We start from the raw sequence: 18,292 nt of genomic DNA, 5'->3' as shown, positions 1-18,292 counted from the left end.
AACCACGAGCGCATCGGCGACCACACCACCCATATCTCGGAGATGATCTACTACATCGTGACCGGCGAGCGGCTCGGCGACGACCGTCCCAAGGGCGAGCCGAGCGGCATCGAGTTCGTCGCCGAGTAAGGGAGACCGGCCGATGTGCGCCAAGGTGCTGGTGGTGGAGGACGACGAGGCGATCAGCCATCTCCTCGCCTACAACCTCGAGAAGGAGGGCTTCTCGGTCGCGGCGGTGGCGGACGGCGACGACGCCCTGACCGCGGTCGATGAGCAGTCGCCCGATCTGGTGCTCATGGACTGGATGCTGCCGAACGTGTCCGGCGTCGAGCTGTGCCGGCGCCTGAGGATGCGGACGGAAACCCGCGAGATCCCCGTGATCCTGCTGACCGCGCGCGGCGAGGAGGAGGACCGGGTGCGCGGCCTCGACGTCGGCGCGGACGACTACGTGACCAAGCCCTTCTCCATGTCGGAACTGGTGGCGCGGGTCCGCGCGGTGTTGCGCCGCACCGCGCCCGCGCTCGCGGGAGACGTCGCGACCTTCGCCGATCTCGTGCTCGACCGGCAGACCTGCCGGGTGCGCCGGGGCCGGCGCGACGTGCATCTCGGACCGACGGAATTCCGCCTGCTCGACGTGCTGTTGCAGCGCCCGGGCAGGGTCTATTCCCGCGAGCAGCTGCTCGACCGGGTCTGGGGGCAGGACGTCTATGTCGAGGTCCGGACCGTCGACGTCCATATCGGCCGGCTGCGCAAGGCGCTGAACTGCAACGGCGACCGCGACCCGATCCGCACCGTCCGCTCCTCCGGCTACGCGCTGGACGAAACCTACGCCGGTTGAGCCGCAGGCCCGATCGGGCTACGCGGCGAAACGCCTCCCCGACCAGGCCAGGCGAGACCAGGCCGGGGAGTTCTGACTAACGTCGCAGTTGAATGAATTGCAGGACCATGGTCGCATGAGACCATGCCCGTCGCCGCTGCGCATCCACCGTTTGGTGGATGAACGCGCCGGCGAAACGCGGCGCGGCGCGGGCTGTGGCCTCAACGCCCCCCGGCCCGGCGGTCGCGGCGGGTCGACATTGGCTGGAACGCGACCGCGACGTGGGTCTCGCAGTACGGCTTTCCGGCGACGCAGGGCAGGCCGCAGAACCAGAAGTCATCCGTGGCCGGGTCGCCGATCGGCCATTTGCAGGTGCGCTCGGTCAGCTGCATCAGCGTGAGGCGGCGCGCCTTCTTGGCGACCTCGGCGAGGTTGGCGAGGGCCTCCGGGCTGATCTCCGAACCCGCGGGCGGCATCGGCTGGCCGTTGGCCGCGACCGGCGGCTTGACGCGCGGCGGCGTCGCCAGCGCCTCGCGCGGACGCGCCTGGATCGCCTCGACGGGGGTCGCGTCGACGGGGGCCTCCGCCTCCGGCGCGGCGGCGGCGGCGGTTTCGCCGTGACCGCCGGCATCGGGCTCGTCGAGACGCTCGCCATTGGGGCCACGGTTCGACAGCCCGAGCCGGTGCACCTTGCCGATCACGGCGTTGCGGGTGACGCCGCCGAGTTCCTTGGCGATCTGGCTCGCGCTCTTGCCCTCGGCCCACATCGCCTTGAGCGTCTCCACGCGTTCGTCAGTCCAGGACATCACGGCTGGCTCCCTCGATCATCGGCACGAAACCCTGGCCGATAGCCCGGTCCCGAAGGTCGCTCATTCTAGCTTTCGGGGCGGCGGACACAACCCGAACTCCGGTCGAATCAGCCCGCCGGCCGGCCGAATTGACTTGCGCGGCAGGCTGCGGCTAAACGGGTGGGCCCCACCGCCGCGGCCGCCGGTGGGGTTTTCGCTTTCCGCGGCCTCCGTCTCTGAGGAAAGGCCACGCCGGTGATCCCGCCCGTCCTGCCGACCTACAACCGCGCGCCGATGGCCTTCGTCGAGGGCGCGGGTCCGTGGCTCGTCGCGGAGGACGGCGAGCGATACCTCGATCTCGGCGCCGGCATCGCGGTGACGCTGCTCGGCCATGCGCATCCCGCGCTCGTCGCGGCGCTCGAGGCGCAGGGCCGCAGGCTCTGGCACACCTCGAACCTCTACCGCATCCCGCAGCAGGAGGCGCTCGCGGAGCGGCTGGTGGCGCATACCTTCGCCGACACGGTCTTCGTGACCAACTCGGGGACCGAGGCGATCGAATGCGCGATCAAGATGGCCCGCAAGCATTTCGACCACGAGGGCCAGCCGGAGCGCAACCGCATCATCGCCTTTGAAGGCTCGTTCCACGGCCGCAGCTACGGCGCGATCTCGGCGGCCGGGTCGGAGAAGATGGTCAAGGGCTTCGGGCCGGTGGTGCCGGGCTTCGACCACCTGCCCTTCTTCGACCTCGACCAGGTGCGCGCCGCCATCAGGCCGGAGACGGCCGCCGTGCTGGTCGAACCGATCCAGGGCGAGGGCGGCATCCGGGCGCTGTCGCGCGAGGAGCTGAGGGGCCTGCGCGCGCTCTGCGACGAGACCGGCACGCTCCTGATCCTCGACGAGGTCCAGTGCGGCATGGGCCGGACGGGCAGGCTCTTCCACCACGAATGGGCCGGGATCGCGCCCGACATCATGACGATCGCCAAGGGGATCGGCGGGGGGTTCCCGCTCGGGGCCTGCCTCGCCACCGAGAGGGCGGCCTCCGGCATGGGCCCGGGCACGCACGGCTCGACCTATGGCGGCAACCCGCTCGCCTGCGCCGTCGGGGTGGCGGTCATGGACGTGGTCACCACGCCCGGCTTCCTCGACGGGGTCAGCCGGGCTGCCGGGCGGTTCCGCCAGGGCCTCGAGGGGCTCGTCGCGGCGCACCCGGACGTCTTCGAGGGTATCCGCGGCGAGGGGCTGATGCTCGGGCTGCGCTGCAAGCGGGCGCCGGCGGACGTCGTCGCGGCGGGCTATGCCGAGCGGGTGATCGTGGTGCCGGCGGCCGACAGCGTCGTGCGGCTGCTGCCGCCGCTCAACCTCACCGACGCGGAGATCGACGAGGGGCTGAAGCGGCTCGACGCGGCGGCGAGCCGCCTCCGGGCGGCGGCATGAGGAGCTTCCTCGACCTGCGCCAGACGGCCCCGGAGGAGATCCGGGGGATTCTCGCGCAGGCGGCCGCGATGAAGGCGGCGCGGGCGGGGCGAGCGAAGGGCGCGAGCGACGACGTGCAGCCGCTGAAGGACCGGATGGTCGCGCTGATCTTCGAGAAGCCGTCGACGCGGACGCGGGCGAGCTTCGACGTCGGCGTGCGCCAGATGGGCGGCGAGACGCTGGTGCTGACCGGCAAGGAGATGCAGCTCGGCCACGGCGAGACCATCGCCGACACGGCGCGGGTGCTGTCGCGCTATGTCGACCTGATCATGATCCGCACCTTCGACGAGGCCTCGCTCAACGAACTCGCCGAGCACGCCAGCGTGCCGGTGATCAACGGGCTGACCGACGCGAGCCATCCCTGCCAGATCATGGCCGACGTGATGACCTTCGAGGAGAAGCGCGGGTCGATCGCGGGGCGCAAGGTCGCCTGGCTCGGCGACGGCAACAACGTCTGCGCCTCGTTCCTGCACGCGGCGGGGCAGCTCGGCTTCGACTTCACCTTTTGCGGCCCGCCCAATCTCGACCCTGCCGCGCCCGCCGTGGCCTTCGCCCGCGAGCGGGGTTCGAAGGTCGCGATCGAGCGCGACCCGGCGCGCGCGGTCGAGGGGGCCGACCTCGTCGTCACCGACACCTGGGTCTCGATGCACGACGCGGTCTCGACGCGGGAGCGCCGCCACAACCAGCTCCGTCCCTACCAGGTCGACGCGCGGCTGATGGGACGGGCCGGACCCGGGGCGCTGTTCATGCACTGTCTGCCCGCCCATCGCGGCGAGGAGGTGACGAGCGAGGTGATGGACGGCCCCGCCTCCGTCGTCTTCGACGAGGCCGAGAACCGGCTGCACGCGCAGAAGGCGATCATGCGCTGGTGCCTCGGGGTGTAGGGGACGGGCGCAAGCTCCGGGAGCCGCGGCAAAGGTCTACGGCGATTCCCTCGACGCACGGGACATGCACGACATATGGGAAGATGGTCGGAACTGAGCCGTCAACTTGACAACCCGCAAGGAAGTGGCGAGCCGCATTCCTGCCAGCTTCCAACCACCTTCCGGCCCCGGCTTTTCCGAGCGTCTCCAATCGGATGAACCGGCAGCGCGCAGCCCGACCCGTCATCCGCCCGGCGCATCGAGCGCCGCCACCCGCCGGCGGCATTCCTCGGCCATGTAATCGATGAAAACCCGCAGCTTGGGGTCCATCAGCCGCTTGTGCGGATAGACGATGGCAAGCTCCGCCGGCGCCGGCGGCGTCTGCGCGAGCACCTCGACCAGCGCGCCCGACGCCAGATGCCCGGCCACGAGGAACCGCGACAGGTTCACCACCCCATGCCCCGCAACCGCCCAGTCCATCAGCACCTCGCCGTCGTCGGTGTCGAATGGCCCGGAGAACTCCAGCCGCTGCACCCCCTCCGCCGTCTCGAAGGTCCAGGTGTATTCCGTGCTGCCGGTGTAGCGCAGGATCAGGCAGTCATGCGCCTGCAAGTCCCGCAGCGACGCCGGCGTCCCCCGCCGCGCCAGGTATTCCGGCGAGGCCGCGAGCACCCGGGGACATTCGAGCAGCCGCAACACCCGGAGATTGCTGTCCTTGAGCTTGCCCAGCACCAGCGCCGCGTCGATCCCCTCCTCCAGCAGATCGACGACATGGTCCGACAGCCGCAGCCGCACCTGTATCTCGGGATAGAGCGCATGGAACCCCGGCAGCGCCGGCGCCACGATCCGCCGCCCCACCGCGAGCGGCGCGGTGATCCGGATCGCCCCGCGCGGCGCGCGGCCGATCGCCGCCACGGCGCCCTCCGCCTCGGTCAGCGCCTCGAAGACCTTGCGCGCCCCGTCATAGAGCGCGTCGCCCTGTGCGGTCGGCGACAGCTTGCGCGTGGAGCGGTTGAAGAGCCGCACCCCGAAATGCGCCTCCAGCGCCTTCAGCCGGCTCGACGCGACCGCCGGCGTCAACCGCAGGTCATGCCCCGCCGTCGACAGGTTCCTCAACTCGTAGATGCGGATGAAAAGCCGCAGGTTCTCGAGATACGCCATGGCCGCCGAACGCTAGCATTCTTCCGATTTCGCGAAAAGTGAATGCCGACCACGGCGGGTGGCGCCGACCCGCCCGCCTTGGCAGACTTGCGCGCGAACGCAGCCGAGGGAGCCACGACGATGACCGAAACCCTGATCCGGGGCCGCCTCCTCAGCTTCCGCGACGCGCCGGGCGCCAGCGCCGACGCCACCGTCTACATCGAGGACGGGGCGCTGCTCCTGCGCGACGGCCGGATTGCGGCGGTCGGCGACCATGCCTCGGTCGCGCCGCAGGCCGCCCCGGGAGCGACGGTGATCGACCACCGGCCGCACCTCGTCCTGCCCGGCTTCATCGACGCCCACATCCACTTCCCGCAGGTGCAGGTGATCGGGTCCTGGGGCTCGCAGCTCCTCGACTGGCTGAACGGCTACGTCTTCGTCGAGGAGCAGAAGTTCCGCGACCCCGCCTTCTCGCGCCGCATGGCCGGCGCCTTCTTCGACGAACTGCTGCGCCACGGCACCACCACCGCGAGCGCCTTCTGCTCAGTCCACCCGGAAAGCGCCGAGGCCTACTTCGCCGAGGCCCTCGCCCGCAACCTCCGCATGATCGGCGGCAAGGTGATGATGGACCGCAACGCCCCCGAGGGCCTGCGCGACACGGCGCAGCAGGGCTACGACGACAGCAAGCGCCTGATCGCCGACTGGCACGGCAAGGGCCGCCTGCACTACGCCGTGTCGCCGCGCTTCGCCATCACCTCGACCGAGGGCCAGATGGAGGCCGCGCAGGCGCTGATCGCCGAGCACCCCGAGCTGCACGTCCAGACCCACCTTTCCGAGAACCGGGACGAGATCGCCTTCACCCTCTCGCTCTTCCCGTTCGCCAAGGACTACACCGAAGTCTACGAGCGTTACGGCTTCCTCGGGCCGAGGAGCCTGATGGGCCACTGCGTCCACCTGTCGGACCGCGAGATCTCCGCCCTCGCCGGCGCCGGCGCGATCGCGGTGTTCAATCCGACCTCGAACCTCTTTCTCGGCAGCGGCCTCTTCGACCTCGCCCGCATGGAGCGGCTCGGAGCCCGTGTCGCCGTCGCCACCGACGTCGGCGCCGGCACCAGCTATTCGATGCTGCCCACGATGGACGCCGCCTACAAGATCCTCCAGCTTCAGGGCCAGAAGCTGCCGCCGCTGACGTCCTGCTACATGATGACGCTCGGCAACGCCCGCGCGCTGGGGCTCGACGCGCATATCGGTGCGCTGGAGCCCGGGCGCGACGCCGACCTGGTCGTGCTCGACGTCCGCGCCACCCCGGCCATGCGGCTCCGCGCCGAGACGATCCGCACCCTCGAGGAGGAGCTCTTCATCCTCCAGACCATGGGCGACGACCGCGCCGTGGTCGAGACCTACGCCGCCGGCCGCGCCGTCAAGCCACGTTAATCCCTTCATCATCAAAGCCATGGCGCGCCGCAGCGGCGGCCGCTATGGTGCGCGCCGATGCGCCGCCTGCTTGCCCCCGCCCTCTCCGTCCTCCTCGCCGCGCCGACAGGCGCGCAGGACATCGCCGCGCCCGCGGGCGCGCACGAGATCATCGTGGCCTCGGTCGACCCCGACGCGATGGCCGGGGTGGCGCCCCGGCCCCGGCCTGCGCCGGCCTGCTCCGGCGACGGCGCCCTCTGCATCGCGGCGGCGAGCTACGACGCCGACGTCTGCCGCGCCATCGAGGCCGCGGCCGGCGCCAGCGCCCTAGATCCGCATTTCTTCGCCCGGCTGATCTGGCGCGAGAGCCTGTTCGACGCCGGCGCGGTCAGCCCGGCGGGCGCCGAGGGCATCGCCCAGTTCATGCCCGAAACCGCCCGGCTCCGCGGCCTGCGCGACAGCTTCAACCCCGCCGAAGCGCTCCTCGCCTCCGCGGCCTACCTCGCCGATCTCTCGAAGGCCTACGGCAACATCGGCCTCGCCGCCGTCGCCTACAACGGCGGCGAGGCGCGGGCGGAGCGGTTCGTCGCGAAGGACGGGGGCCTGCCGCTGGAGACGCGCGCCTATGTGCAGGCGATCACCGGCTACTCGGCCGAGATCTGGCGCGACGCGGCGCCGGAAAAGGTCGATCTTGCCCTCAAGGGCGAGGGCGGCTTCCAGGGCGCGTGCCTGACGCTGGCCGCCACCCGCTCGCTCCGCGAATTCCCGACGAACGGCGGCGCGCCGCTCAAGGCGTGGGGCGTGGTCCTCGCCTCGAACCGCGCCCGCGAGGGCGTCGAGCGCCAGGCCGACCGGCTGAAGAACCGCTACGCCGGCCTGCTCGCCGGCGAGGAGTTCAGCTACTCCCGCAACCGCCGGGCGGGGATGCCCCGGATGCACGTCGCCCAGGTCGGCCGCGACAGCCGCGCCGAAGCCAACGCCCTCTGCGGCCGCCTGCGCGCGGCCGGAGCGGACTGCATGGTCCTCTCGAACTGATCGTCACTCGAAGCTCACGACCTGGTCGTTGAGCGGCAAGGCCTCGGCGTGGGCGCCGGACAGGCGCGGATCGATCGCGACGGGCTTGCCGGCCATCGACGCCTCGAACGCCGCATCCGAGCCGCCCTTCAGCACGCCCGCGCTGCCAAAGCGGCGAATGGCGAAGGGCAGGCCGCGCGCCCCGAGAGGCGAGGGCGTGTCCATCAGCTGGAAATGCAGATGCGGGCCGTCGGAGTTGCCGGTATTGCCGAGTTGCGCCAATTGCTGGCCGGCGGTCACCCGCTCGCCCTCGGCGACCTTGAAACTCCCCTTCAGCAGATGGGCATAGAGCGCATAGACGCCGTCGCCGAGGTCGAGGACGATCGTGTTGCCGGTGATGACCTCCGGCGCGAGGTTCGGATCGCGCGCGAACGGAACTTGCGGGTCGAGGCCGTCGAACGCGTCGACAACCACGCCGTCGGCCACGGCGTAGACCGGCGCGCCGTAGAACGGGTAGTCCCCGAGCTTCGAGCCGTCCCCGGAGAACAGCGCCCCGTCGGGGCCGATCTGCATCCAGTCTATCGCGAAGGTCTCGGGGAAGCGCAGCGCGCCGTTCACCACCTCGGCGCCGGCCCGGTGCGAGGTGGCGCTGTCGCAGCAGCCGTTGACCACGACCCAGCCCGGTCCGCGCAGCGGCGCGTCGATCACCCGCGCCGGGGGGCCGAGCGGCGTCTCGCCCGCCGTGAAGGTCACCGTCGCGGGCACCGCGGCGTCGGCCGGAAACGGCGCCGGCCTGCCATCCTTGCCAGCGAGCCGGCGCGAGGCGGTGACGCGGGCGGCGACCGTCGCCGGCAGCGGCGCGGCGGGATCGAGCGCGGCGTCGGTCAGCACGACGGCGAGACCGCCCGGGGGCAGCGCGCCGTCGACCATCGTCCAGGCGATCGTCATGGCGGCGAGCGCGTCGCCTTCGAGCGTGGCGAGCGCGGTCCCGTCCGGGCCGACGATCTCGACCTTCTCGACGGTCATGAAGAGGTGGCCCGGGTTGCCGATGACGATCTCGGAGGCGAGATGCACCCTGCCGTCGGCTCCCGTGACCGGCGCGGGCGGACTCAACGTTGCGACCGTCAGCGACGTGAAGGCCTCGCCCGGCAGGACGCCCTGCGCGGCCACGGGGACCGGCGCCGACAGGGCGGCCGCGAGAATGGTGTGACGGACGGACATGCGGCCTACCCGCGGCCGCGAGGACGCAGGCCGTCCGGGCGGCCGCGGGACGGCGACCCGAGCATGGCGCGCCGGCGGCCGCCATGCAAGCGCCGGGCGGTGGCCCGCCCGGCGCGATTGCGTCAGTTGTTCGCCGGAGCCGGTTCGGCCGGCGCAGCGGGCGCAGTCTCGGCCGGCGCAGCGGGCGCGGTCTCGGCCGGCGCAGCAGGCGCAGTCTCGGCCGGCGCGGCAGATTCGGCCGGCGCGGCAGGTTCGGCCGGGGTCGTGGCGGCGGGCTGTTCGGTGGTGGCGGGCGCCGACGTGGCCGGCGCGGTCTCCTCGCCGCCGCGCATGCTGTAGAAGAGAATGACCAACACCACGACGACGACCGCCGCGATGATCATGTTGCGCTGGCTCATGTGCCAATGTCCCCCTTGAAAGGCCTGCGGGCGTCCTGCCCGCACGAGAACCATTTGGTCCACGCCGGGCCGTTAGGCAAGGCCGAGGGCGCGATGCGCGGGGGCCCGCCCGTCCCGGAACCGGACAGGAAGAAGCCCGCCGACCGGAGGGTCGGCGGGCTCGCGGAAATCCGGGCCTTCGCCCGGGGGCGCGTGGTCAGGCGGCCTTGGCCTCGACGAGGCCGGCATCGGCCTTGCCGATGGCGATCCGGCGCGGCTTCAGCGCCTCGGGAACCTCGCGGACGAGTTCGACGTGCAGCAGGCCGTTCTCGACGGTCGCGCTCTGGGCCCGGACGTGGTCGGCGAGCTGGAAGCGGCGCTCGAAGGCGCGGGTCGCGATCCCGCGGTGCAGGAAGGCGCCGGCGTCCTTCTCCTCGGTCTCCGCCTTGCGGCCCGAGATCACCAGCAGACCTTCGCGGCTCTCGATCGACAGCTCGTCCTCGGCGAAGCCCGCGACCGCAATGGTGATGCGCCAGGCGTTCTCGCCGGTCTTTTCGATGTTGTAGGGCGGATAGGTCGACTGCGCCGCGTCCGCGGTGGTCACCTGATCGAGGATCGACGCAAGCCGGTCGAAGCCGACGGTCGAACGATAGAGGGGGGTAAGATCGAAGCGCATGTGCATCCTCCTTGAGCGACACATTTGGCGGGCCATCCGCATGGACTGGCCCCTGATCTGCCGTCCGGCCCGCTCGACGGCGCCGGACGATCCGGAAATGGGCGTCCTTCCGCGCGCGTTCAACCCGTTCCGGCGCCGAACTTGCTTCACGCCTGCGCAACGGACATGCGTCTCCGCCTGAATGCCTCGCGCCCGCATTAACGATTCAATCCTGACTCTTTTGCTTAGCATATGCGTTGTGCATGCGCCGTGCATGGGGTGTGCATCGAAGGATCCGCCGTAAACCTTTGACGCCGAAGCCCTCAGACGGAAACCGCCTCAGCGCGCCGCGTCGCCCTCCGCCTCGGCCTGCGCGGCAAGGTCGGCGCGCAGCGCGTCGATCCGCGGCCCGACCAGGGCCGTCAGCGTGATCTCCGAGCCGTCGGGGAGGGCGCCCATCCCGGCGACGACAGCGACGATTCGGACCGCGGCCCCCTCGCCCGCCAGCACCGGCGCCCCGGAAACGCCGCGCTCGACCGCGCAGTCGATGACGAGAAGGCCGTCGATCGCACCCATCGGCGGACAGTTCTCGCTGATCGACGGCGCCTGAGCCCGGTCCCGCGCGTAGGACACGATCGTCAGCAACTCGTCCCGGGCGGCAAGCGTTCCGACCGCAAAAGGCGTCGCCGCCTCCGGGACCGGAGCGTCAAGCTCGATCAGCGCCATGTCGGCCTCGAGATCCCTCGCCCGCGGCGTCGCCTGCGCCACGAATTCCGGCGGGAACGCGGCGCGGACGACGCGGCGGACGCCAAGGTTCCGCTCCATGCGCTGGCCCGGCACGAAACGGAACTCCGAGAGCGGCACGCGCGCCAGCGTCCGCGGGTGGAACAGGCAGTGCGCCGCCGTCAGGATCTCGCGATCCGACACCATCGCGGCCGTGCAGAACCGCGTTCCCGCGACGTTGAGCCGGCCGATCCCCCCGAACGCCGCCGCCTCCCCGGCGTCGAGGAGCCGCCGTCCATCGCGCTCGACCGGAGCCTCCTGCGCGCCGGCGGCCGACGCGGCAAGCGCAAGCAGCGCCGCGGCAACGCGCGCGGAGGGCCTCAATGCACGGCCGCCAGCGCCGGCGGCTTCGGCCCGCCCGTCGCCCAGTCCAGAAGCTCGACCGTATGCACGACCGGCGTCCCCGCGGCCGAGGCGATCTGCATCATGCAGCCGATGTTGCCGGCCGCGATCGCCTCCGGCCGCTTCTCCTCCAGCGTCGCGACCTTGCGCGCCCTGAGCGCACCCGAAAGCTCCGGCTGGAGGAGGTTGTAGGTCCCGGCCGACCCGCAGCACAGATGCGCGTCGCGGGGCTCCACCACCTCGAACCCCGCCGCTTTCAGCAGGGTCTTCGGGTGGCTCCTGATCTGCTGGCCGTGCTGGAGCGAGCAGGCCGCATGATAGGCGATCCGCAGCGGCCGGGCGTGGGTCGCGTCGTCGAGGCCGAGTTCGACCATGACCTCGGAGATGTCGCGGGCGAGCTTCGCCACGGTGGCGGCGTCCGCGGCGAGCGGATCGTCGGCGAACATCGCGCCGTAGTCCTTGACCGTCGTGCCGCAGCCGGAAGTGTTGATGACGATGGCGTCGAGGCCCTCACCCCCGATCTCCGCCATCCAGGCGCGGATGTTGCGGGCGGCGAAGGCGTGGCTCTCCGCGACCTTGCCCATGTGGTGGGTCAGCGCGCCGCAGCAGCCCATGCCCTCGGCGATCACCACGTCGCAGCCGTGCCGGGTCAGGAGCCGCACGGTCGCGGCGTTGATGTCGCCGTTGAGCGCGCGCTGGGCGCAGCCGGTGAGCAGCGCCACGCGCTTGCGCCGCGGACCCTCGGCCGGGACCACCTGTGGCCGGTCGAGGGGGCCCGCCGGCACGATCTCGGCCGGCGCCATGGCGAGCATGGCCCTGAGGCGGGCGTCGGGCAGCAACCCGGCGAAGGGCCGTCCGAGCCTCGCGCCGAGAAGCGCCAGGCGGAAGCGGCCGGGATAGGGCAGGATCTTCGCGAGCGCCCAGCGCAGCGCCCGCTCGACCGGCGGCCGGCGCCAGGTGCGCTCGATATGGGCGCGAGCATGGTCGACGAGATGCATGTAGTCGACGCCCGAGGGACAGGTCGTCATGCAGGCGAGGCACGAGAGGCAGCGGTCGATGTGCTTCACCGTCTCCGCGTCGGCGGGCCGGCCCGCCTCCAGCATGTCCTTGATCAGGTAGATGCGGCCGCGCGGGCTGTCGAGTTCGTCGCCCAGCACCTGATAGGTCGGGCAGGTCGCGGTGCAGAAGCCGCAATGCACGCAGGTGCGCAGGATTCGGTTCGAGCGCGCGACCTCCGGGTCGCGCAGTTGCTCGGGGGTGAAGTTGGTCTGCACCTCAGGTCTCCGCCGGGCTGGTCATGCGGTCGGGGTTGAGGATGCCGGCCGGATCAAAGCGCGCCCGCAGCCCGGCGGACAGCGCCGCGACCGGCGCGGGCTCCGGCGGAAAGACGCCCCAGCGCGCGCGGGCCGCCGGAGAGGCGCGCACCAGCGTGGCGTGGCCGGGGATGCCGGCAAGCGCCGCCCGGACGTCCGTCTCCTCCGGCGCCAGCGCCCAGACCAGTCCCCCGGCCCAGTCGAACAACAGCTCTGCCCCCGGCAGCGCCGCGGCGACCCGCACCCCGTCCGTCGGCCGCACCGAGACGCGCCAGACCGCGCCCGCGCGACCCGCGAAGCCGGCGGCGTCGCGCAGCCACGCCCAGTCGCCCGGCCCCTCGACCACGCGCGGCATCCCGAAGCGGTCGAGCGCGCGCGCAAGCCCCCGCGCCCGGTGCGCCACCGACCCCTCGAGCCCCTCGAGCCGCACCATCGTCGCCGGCCCGTCCCCGAGTCCGGCGGGGACATGCGCCGCGCCGCTGACGTCGAAGGGCGAGCCGGTGGCCGCGGTCATCAGCTCGACGGCCGCGGCGACCTCGAGTCCGCCCCAGACCAGCGTCGCAGTCGCCTCGACGCCCGGCAGGAGCTTGAACGCCACTTCGGTAAGCACGCCGAGCGTGCCATGGCTGCCGGCCATCAGCTTGACGAGGTCGAGGCCGGTGACGTTCTTCATCACCCGCCCGCCGTTCTTGACGATCGCGCCGGTCCCGTCGACGAACCGCACGCCGATCATCGCGTCGCGGCAGGCCCCGGCCTGGATGCGTCGCGGCCCGGACGCATTCGTCGCCGCCATCCCTCCGACCGTCGGCGCACCGTTCGCGCCGGTGAGCGGCCGCGCGTCCCAGGGCTCGAACGGCAGGCGCTGGCCCTCGGCGGCGAGCGCGGCCTCGACCTCGGCGAGCGGCGTGCCGGCGCGCACGACCATGGTCAGCGCGCCGGGCTCGTAGAGGGCGATCCCCGTCAGCCCCGCCGTCGACAGCGGCTCGCCCGCGACCGCCCCGCCGAGCCCCCGCGTGCCCCCACCCCGGATGGCGAGCGCCCGCCGCGCCGCCGCGGCGTCGCGGACGATCTCGGCTAGCTCGGTCTCGCTGGCTGGCGAATGGCTCGTCACGTTGCCCCCCTCCGTCAGTTGATGCAATTCGACCACTGGAATCAAGGAGCGATCCCGCTCGCGCCCGGTCCACCGGCCGGGTAACGTCAGGGCGACTTCAGGGGGCGCCGATTGAGCGAGCTTGGTTTCCTGCAGGCGTTCGGATGGTGGGGCAGCTTCCTTCTCGCTCTGATTGCGCTTTCGCTGCGACTGTTCTGGGGAATCAACAAGGACGAGGGCCGCGGCCGCTGGATCGCCTGGCTCAGGCACGACACCTTCGCGCGCCGCTATCGCGAGATGCTGAACGCCGGGCTCGACCGGGTAGACCGCTTGCTGTCGCCCGACTTCCCGCGCCTCCCGACCGATCGCCGAAACAACCCCAAGACCGAACTGTCGCGCGCTTGGAGCGCGCCGCTGCCCCGCGCTCGCCCTCGCCGGCTTCACGGCTCTGCTTTTCGTGGTTCTCTGCGCCGTTACGGGAATGTCCTCCTTGGACTCCGATGACAGAACAGTGCTGCTCTTCCTCGGCTTCTTTCCGCTGCTGAACGCCTGGGCGGACTTCGCCTCGGTCGGGCTCACGCGCTGGCGCATGCGGATCGGGGTGCAGGGCAATCTGGTCGTCAACGCCGTGATCGACGGCGTCGCCGCCATCGCGATCCTGGTCGCCCTCGCCCTCGCCATCGTCGCGACCATGCATCTGGTGCGCGACGGCGAGGGCGGCCCCCTCTTTGACCCGGCCTCGCTGCTGGTCGACCTGCGCGCGCAACCGGACAACTACTGGTGACTGCTCGCGACGCTGTTCTCCACGCTGCTCCCCACGCTCGCCCATCTGACCATCGGCGCCTTCGCCCTCTTCACTCTGGTCTCCGGCTGGCTCGGACGGCCGATCGCCGAGGGGCTTCGGAAGGGCGACAGCCCCGGGGGCCGCGCCGCGAGCCTCGCCTTGACGATCGCCGCCGCGCTCGCGGTCTGGCTGCCCTGCCTCGTCCTCTGGTATGGGCTCGCCTTGGGCGGCGGCTTGTTGTTCGACTGGCTTCTGATCCTCATCGAATGGTTCCTCGGCGTGCTGAAAACGGCCTCGCCGGCCTGACCGGGAAACGCAAGCATCAGCCCCGCTGACATGCGTTATCGAAGGTTTCCCCGCGGTAAACGACGCGAGAAACCCCATATCCACCAATGGCTTCGCCCTCCTATCACGCGTGTGAGCGAGCGCGACCGCAGCGACGCCGCCGCCCTCACGCGGCCCGACGCCCCGCGGTATGGGCGAGCGGGAACACCTTCGCCGGGTTCAGCAGCCACCGCGGATCGAACACGTCCTTGACCCGGAGCTGCGCCTCCAGATCCTCGGGCGCGTACTGCACGTCCATCAGGTCGCGCTTCTCGACCCCGACCCCATGCTCGCCGGTCAGGCAGCCGCCCACCTCGACGCAGAGCCGCAGGATGTCGAAGCCGAGCGCCTCGGCCTTCGCCAGATCCCCGGGCTTGTTGGCGTCGTAGAGGATCAGCGGGTGCATGTTGCCGTCGCCGGCGTGAAAGACGTTGGCGACCCCGAGCCCGTAGCCCTCGGTCAGCTCGGTGATCCGGTGCAGCACGAAGGGCAGCTCGCTGACCGGGATGGTGCCGTCGAGGCAGATGTAGTCGGCGATCTGCCCCATCGCGCCGAAGGCCGACTTGCGCCCCTTCCAGATCAGCGCGCTCTCCTCGTCCGATCGGCTCTCGCGGATCACCTCCGGCGCGTGCCGCTCGGCGATGACGATCACCTTCGCGAGCTGCTCGGCGATCTCGGGCTCCGAGCCCTCGACCTCGACGATCAGCAGCGCCTCCACGTCCGGATAGCCGGCATGGGCGAAGGCCTCGCAGGCGCGGATGCAGGGCCGGTCCATGAACTCGATCGCCACCGGCAGCACGCCGGCGCGGATGATGTCGGAGACGCAGGCCCCCGCCACCTCGTTCGAGCCGAACCCGAACAGCACCGGCCGCGCCCCCTCCGGCTTGCGCAGGATGCGCAAGGTCGCCTCGGTGACGACGCCGAGCTGTCCCTCCGAGCCGCAGACCACCCCGAGCAGGTCGAGCCCCGGCGCGTCGAGATGCGCGCCGCCGATCTCGACGATCGTGCCGTCCATCAGCACCATGGTCACGCCGAGCAGGTTGTTGGTGGTCACGCCGTACTTCAGGCAGTGCGCCCCGCCCGAGTTCATCGCGACGTTGCCGGCGATGGCGCAGGCGAGCTGGCTCGAAGGGTCGGGAGCGTAGAAGAAGTCCTCCGCCTCGACCGCGCCGGTGACGCTCAGGTTGGTGCGCCCGGCCTGCACCCGGATGAACCGGTTGGCGTAGTCGACCTCCAGCACCTCCGTCAGCCGCGCCACCCCGATCAGCACCGCGTCCGCCGTCGGCAGCGACCCTCCGGCGAGGCTCGTGCCCGCCCCGCGCGGCACGACCGGCACGCCCATCTCGTGGCAGAGCCGCATCACCGCCGCGACCTCCTCGGTCGAGCCCGGCAGCACGACGGCGAGCGGCGGGCAGCGATAGGCGGTCAGCGCGTCGCACTCGTAGGCGCGCACCTCGTTCGGCTCGAAGATCACGCCGCCCGCCGGCAGCGCCTCCTGTAACCGCCGCACAATGTCGGCCTTGCGCGCGAGGATCGCCGGATCGGGCGCTGGCATCTCCATGGGGATCCTCGCGGAACGGGACAGGCCTCGTAGCCGACATGATAGGTTCCACGCCGGCGGAAGCCAAGGCCGGTCGCAAGGCTGGAACAAGGCTGGAAGATCCGCCTCCGGTCCGCCTCGGGCCCCTTCGCCCGGCGCCGGGAGCGGAAATACGGCGCCGCATCCGCCACGTCGCAGCGCGCCGCGGGCGCAACGGGGCCGCCTGCACACGGTCGCCGCGGCGCCTGGGTCCGGCCGGCGGCGCCGGCCGGAGGGATCAGCGCCCCTCGACCCGCCACGCCGCGAAGGCGAAGAACCCGGCCAGCAGCAGCATCAGCCAGCCCGGCGCGAGGCCGACCTGGCGGATGTCGCGCAGCTGGTAGGCCTGGCGGTCGACGACGCCGATCCAGCCCCGGCCCTCGGCCACCCGGCCCTCGTGCACCAGCCGTATCCCCGGGATCGCGTCCTCCAGCCGCTTCGTGCCGCCGCCCGTCGCCTCGGCCAGCGGCCCGAGCACGGCGCCGGTCGAGACCGGATCGGCGAACTCGCGCGGCGCCCGCGGCCCGACCACCGCCACGCCGGCCAGGTCGCCGTTCGCCAGCCGCCAGACGCCATTCTCCTCCGCGGGCAACCGGCCCTCCCAGCGCCCCGGCGCCACCTCGACCATCTCGATCTCGGTCGTCGCGCCGGAGGGGCTCGTCACCTCGGTCGCCCCGATCTTCTCGGCCAGGGTGCGGCGGCTGACGAGCAGGTTCTCGTCCCGGCGAACGCCGGACAGGGTTTCCTCCTCCAGTTCAGGCTCCTTCATCAGCCAGTGCGCCAGCCGGCGCAGGAGCTCCGCCTGCGGCCCGCCGCCCTCGTAGCCCCGGCTCCACAGCCACGCCTGGTCCGAGGACAGCGCGGCGACCCGGCCCTCGCCCTCGCGGGCGAGGACGAGGAGCGGCCTGCCCTCCGGCCCCTCCATGACCGGTTCGCCCGCCAGCGCCTCGACCTCGGCCATGCGGAACCACCGGCCCCAGCCCGGCGCGCCGTCCGCGTCGGGCGGATGCGGGGCGTGCGCCTCGAGCCCGGCGGTGACCGGGTGGCGCGCGCCGACCTCGCTGATGCGCGGCTTGAAGCCCTCCTCGAAGACATGCGCGGTCGGCGCGACCGGCAGCACCGCGTTGAGCGGCGAGCGCGCCAGGCTGTCGGCGCCGGCGATCTCCTCGCCCGAGGAGACCAGCAGCGCGCCGCCCTCGCGCACGTAGCGGACGATGTTCTCGAAATAGTCGTTCGGCAGGATGCCGCGCCGCCGGTAGCGATCGAAGATGATCAGGTCGAACTCGTCGACCTTCTCCATGAACAGCTCCTGCGTCGGAAAGGCGATCAGCGAGAGCTCGAAGACCGGCACGAAATCCTGCTTGTCCGGCGGCCGCAGGATGGTGAAATGCACGAGATCCACCGCGCTGTCGGACTTCAGCAGGTTCCGCCAGGTCCGCTCGCCCGGATAGGGCTCGCCCGAGACCAGCAGCACGCGCAGCCGGTCGCGCACGCCGTTGATGGTGACGATCGCGGCGTTGTTGCGCTCGGTCAACTCGCCCGCGACCGGTGGGGTGGAGATCTCGAGGACGTTGGCCCCGCCCCGGTTCAGCATCACCGGCAGGCCGACGCTCGCGCCGACGGGGACGTCGAAGCGCAGCGGCTCGCCGCCGTCGAGCGCGATCATGAGCGGCGCCGCGCCCGCGGCCGGCGGCGCGGCCCCGAGATCCTCGATGCGCAGGCGCAGCTCGACCGGCTCGCCGACGATGGCGAAGGCCGGCGCGGTCTCCACCACCACCCGGCGGTCCCAGTCCTTCGCCGAGCCGGTGAGCAGCGCGTGGACCGGCGCGGGAAAGCCGGCGAGCGCCTCGGGGTCGTGCGCCTGGCCGTCGGTGATCAGGATCGCGCCAGCGATGCGGTCCGGGGGCAGCGTCGCGGCGGCCTCGGCCAGCGCGCCGAGAAGCTGGGTTCCCCCGTCGCCGTGATCGGTGACATGGACGACGCGGGTCTCGAGCCTCCCGCCCTCGCCGAGACGCTCCAGCTCCGCCCGGACATCGGCGAGCGCCGCGGCGGTTTGCCCGGACCGATCGCCGATGCGGTTCGAGGCGCTGTCGTCGACGACGACGACAGCGATCGAGGAGACCGGCGCGCGGTCCTCGTCGCGCAGCGAAGGATTGGCGAGCGCGACGAGCAGCGTCGCCGCCGCCAGGGCCCGCAGCCACCAGCCCGACAGGCCCCGCCAGAGCGCCAGCCCGACCACGACGAGCGACAGCGCCGCGAGAAGGCCGAGCGCGGCCCATGGCAGGTGCGGGTCGAAGACGATGGTCCGGTCCATGC

18 protein-coding genes are annotated in these 18,292 nt (G+C 71.9%); 8 read left to right on the top strand and 10 right to left on the bottom strand.

Features of this window, described 5'->3' with window-relative positions; translation table 11 throughout:
* Positions 1–142 precede the first annotated feature (142 nt).
* Entirely contained in the window at positions 143–838 is a 696-nt protein-coding gene (gene phoB / locus KBA23_RS04980; protein ID WP_290737350.1) for a phosphate regulon transcriptional regulator PhoB, read from the top strand.
* A 200-nt stretch (positions 839–1,038) separates the two neighbouring features.
* Here the strand turns inward: phoB and KBA23_RS04975 are convergent, their stop codons facing one another.
* Entirely contained in the window at positions 1,039–1,623 is a 585-nt protein-coding gene (locus tag KBA23_RS04975) for a GcrA family cell cycle regulator (protein ID WP_290737348.1), read from the bottom strand.
* 237 nt (positions 1,624–1,860) lie between these two features.
* On the opposite strand from KBA23_RS04975, the gene KBA23_RS04970 reads away from it, so the two are divergent.
* On the top strand, positions 1,861–3,039 hold the full coding sequence (locus tag KBA23_RS04970; protein ID WP_290737346.1) for an aspartate aminotransferase family protein: 1,179 nt from the start codon (positions 1,861–1,863) through the stop codon (positions 3,037–3,039).
* On the top strand, positions 3,036–3,962 hold the full coding sequence (argF, locus tag KBA23_RS04965; RefSeq protein ID WP_290737344.1) for an ornithine carbamoyltransferase: 927 nt from the start codon (positions 3,036–3,038) through the stop codon (positions 3,960–3,962). The genes KBA23_RS04970 and argF overlap by 4 nt, the downstream gene beginning before the upstream one ends.
* A 222-nt stretch (positions 3,963–4,184) precedes the next feature.
* On the opposite strand, the gene KBA23_RS04960 is transcribed toward argF, so the two are convergent.
* On the bottom strand, positions 4,185–5,102 hold the full coding sequence (locus tag KBA23_RS04960; RefSeq protein WP_290737342.1) for a LysR family transcriptional regulator: 918 nt from the start codon (positions 5,100–5,102) through the stop codon (positions 4,185–4,187).
* Between the two features lie 120 nt (positions 5,103–5,222).
* On the opposite strand from KBA23_RS04960, the gene guaD reads away from it, so the two are divergent.
* Positions 5,223–6,515 carry a guanine deaminase gene (guaD, locus tag KBA23_RS04955; RefSeq protein ID WP_290737340.1) on the top strand — a complete coding sequence of 431 codons (1,293 nt, stop codon included), beginning with the start codon at positions 5,223–5,225 and terminating at the stop codon, positions 6,513–6,515.
* Between the two features lie 57 nt (positions 6,516–6,572).
* Entirely contained in the window at positions 6,573–7,529 is a 957-nt protein-coding gene (locus KBA23_RS04950) for a lytic transglycosylase domain-containing protein (RefSeq protein WP_290737338.1), read from the top strand.
* Between the two features lie 3 nt (positions 7,530–7,532).
* Here KBA23_RS04950 and KBA23_RS04945 read toward each other — a convergent pair whose 3' ends face one another.
* The 6 genes from KBA23_RS04945 to KBA23_RS04920 all read right to left on the bottom strand — a co-directional run bounded on the left by KBA23_RS04945 (position 7,533) and on the right by KBA23_RS04920 (position 13,310).
* Positions 7,533–8,729, bottom strand: coding sequence for a peptidoglycan DD-metalloendopeptidase family protein (locus KBA23_RS04945; protein WP_290737337.1), 1,197 nt, complete (start codon positions 8,727–8,729; stop codon positions 7,533–7,535).
* A gap of 122 nt (positions 8,730–8,851) precedes the next feature.
* Complete coding sequence (locus KBA23_RS04940; RefSeq protein WP_290737335.1) at positions 8,852–9,127, bottom strand: hypothetical protein; 276 nt, start codon at positions 9,125–9,127, stop codon at positions 8,852–8,854.
* Between the two features lie 196 nt (positions 9,128–9,323).
* A complete protein-coding gene (locus KBA23_RS04935) occupies positions 9,324–9,782 on the bottom strand; it encodes an Hsp20 family protein (RefSeq protein ID WP_290737333.1) in 459 nt (152 codons plus the stop codon).
* A gap of 318 nt (positions 9,783–10,100) precedes the next feature.
* Positions 10,101–10,868, bottom strand: a complete 768-nt coding sequence (locus KBA23_RS04930) for a trypsin-like peptidase domain-containing protein (RefSeq protein ID WP_290737331.1) — start codon at positions 10,866–10,868, stop codon at positions 10,101–10,103.
* Positions 10,865–12,160 (bottom strand): glycolate oxidase subunit GlcF, encoded by a 1,296-nt coding sequence (gene glcF / locus KBA23_RS04925; RefSeq protein WP_290737329.1) that lies wholly within the window; start codon positions 12,158–12,160, stop codon positions 10,865–10,867. Before glcF ends, KBA23_RS04930 begins: the two co-directional genes overlap by 4 nt.
* A gap of 1 nt (position 12,161) precedes the next feature.
* Positions 12,162–13,310 carry an FAD-binding protein gene (locus tag KBA23_RS04920; RefSeq protein ID WP_290737327.1) on the bottom strand — a complete coding sequence of 383 codons (1,149 nt, stop codon included), beginning with the start codon at positions 13,308–13,310 and terminating at the stop codon, positions 12,162–12,164.
* A 111-nt stretch (positions 13,311–13,421) separates the two neighbouring features.
* On the opposite strand from KBA23_RS04920, the gene KBA23_RS04915 reads away from it, so the two are divergent.
* From KBA23_RS04915 to KBA23_RS04905, 3 genes are all read left to right on the top strand, one after another.
* Positions 13,422–13,793, top strand: coding sequence for a hypothetical protein (locus KBA23_RS04915; protein ID WP_290737325.1), 372 nt, complete (start codon positions 13,422–13,424; stop codon positions 13,791–13,793).
* Positions 13,780–14,073, top strand: coding sequence for a hypothetical protein (locus tag KBA23_RS04910; RefSeq protein ID WP_290737323.1), 294 nt, complete (start codon positions 13,780–13,782; stop codon positions 14,071–14,073). The genes KBA23_RS04915 and KBA23_RS04910 overlap by 14 nt, the downstream gene beginning before the upstream one ends.
* 159 nt (positions 14,074–14,232) lie before the next feature.
* The gene (locus tag KBA23_RS04905) at positions 14,233–14,379 is read left to right on the top strand and encodes a hypothetical protein (protein WP_290737321.1); all 147 of its coding nucleotides are present in this window, start codon (positions 14,233–14,235) and stop codon (positions 14,377–14,379) included.
* A 145-nt stretch (positions 14,380–14,524) separates the two neighbouring features.
* Here KBA23_RS04905 and KBA23_RS04900 read toward each other — a convergent pair whose 3' ends face one another.
* On the bottom strand, positions 14,525–15,958 hold the full coding sequence (locus KBA23_RS04900; RefSeq protein WP_290737319.1) for an FAD-linked oxidase C-terminal domain-containing protein: 1,434 nt from the start codon (positions 15,956–15,958) through the stop codon (positions 14,525–14,527).
* Between the two features lie 256 nt (positions 15,959–16,214).
* Positions 16,215–18,290, bottom strand: coding sequence for a hypothetical protein (locus KBA23_RS04895; RefSeq protein WP_290737317.1), 2,076 nt, complete (start codon positions 18,288–18,290; stop codon positions 16,215–16,217).
* Positions 18,291–18,292: the final 2 nt, after the last annotated feature.

The sequence above is a fragment of the Amaricoccus sp. genome, assembly GCF_017995835.1.
Taxonomy (GTDB): Bacteria; Pseudomonadota; Alphaproteobacteria; order Rhodobacterales; family Rhodobacteraceae; genus Amaricoccus.
Note: the sequence above shows the minus strand (reverse complement) of the source record. Positions and strands in the feature narration are given on the sequence as shown.

What these genes read in the sequence shown, in the direction of transcription:
- phoB (WP_290737350.1), top strand. Translation starts at nt 143, where the DNA reads ATGTGCGCCAAGGTGCTGGTGGTGGAGGACGACGAGGCGATCAGCCAT.
- KBA23_RS04975 (WP_290737348.1), bottom strand. Translation starts at nt 1,623, where the DNA reads ATGTCCTGGACTGACGAACGCGTGGAGACGCTCAAGGCGATGTGGGCC.
- argF (WP_290737344.1), top strand. Translation starts at nt 3,036, where the DNA reads ATGAGGAGCTTCCTCGACCTGCGCCAGACGGCCCCGGAGGAGATCCGG.
- KBA23_RS04960 (WP_290737342.1), bottom strand. Translation starts at nt 5,102, where the DNA reads ATGGCGTATCTCGAGAACCTGCGGCTTTTCATCCGCATCTACGAGTTG.
- guaD (WP_290737340.1), top strand. Translation starts at nt 5,223, where the DNA reads ATGACCGAAACCCTGATCCGGGGCCGCCTCCTCAGCTTCCGCGACGCG.
- KBA23_RS04950 (WP_290737338.1), top strand. Translation starts at nt 6,573, where the DNA reads ATGCGCCGCCTGCTTGCCCCCGCCCTCTCCGTCCTCCTCGCCGCGCCG.
- KBA23_RS04945 (WP_290737337.1), bottom strand. Translation starts at nt 8,729, where the DNA reads ATGTCCGTCCGTCACACCATTCTCGCGGCCGCCCTGTCGGCGCCGGTC.
- KBA23_RS04940 (WP_290737335.1), bottom strand. Translation starts at nt 9,127, where the DNA reads ATGAGCCAGCGCAACATGATCATCGCGGCGGTCGTCGTCGTGGTGTTG.
- KBA23_RS04935 (WP_290737333.1), bottom strand. Translation starts at nt 9,782, where the DNA reads ATGCGCTTCGATCTTACCCCCCTCTATCGTTCGACCGTCGGCTTCGAC.
- KBA23_RS04900 (WP_290737319.1), bottom strand. Translation starts at nt 15,958, where the DNA reads ATGGAGATGCCAGCGCCCGATCCGGCGATCCTCGCGCGCAAGGCCGAC.
- KBA23_RS04895 (WP_290737317.1), bottom strand. Translation starts at nt 18,290, where the DNA reads ATGGACCGGACCATCGTCTTCGACCCGCACCTGCCATGGGCCGCGCTC.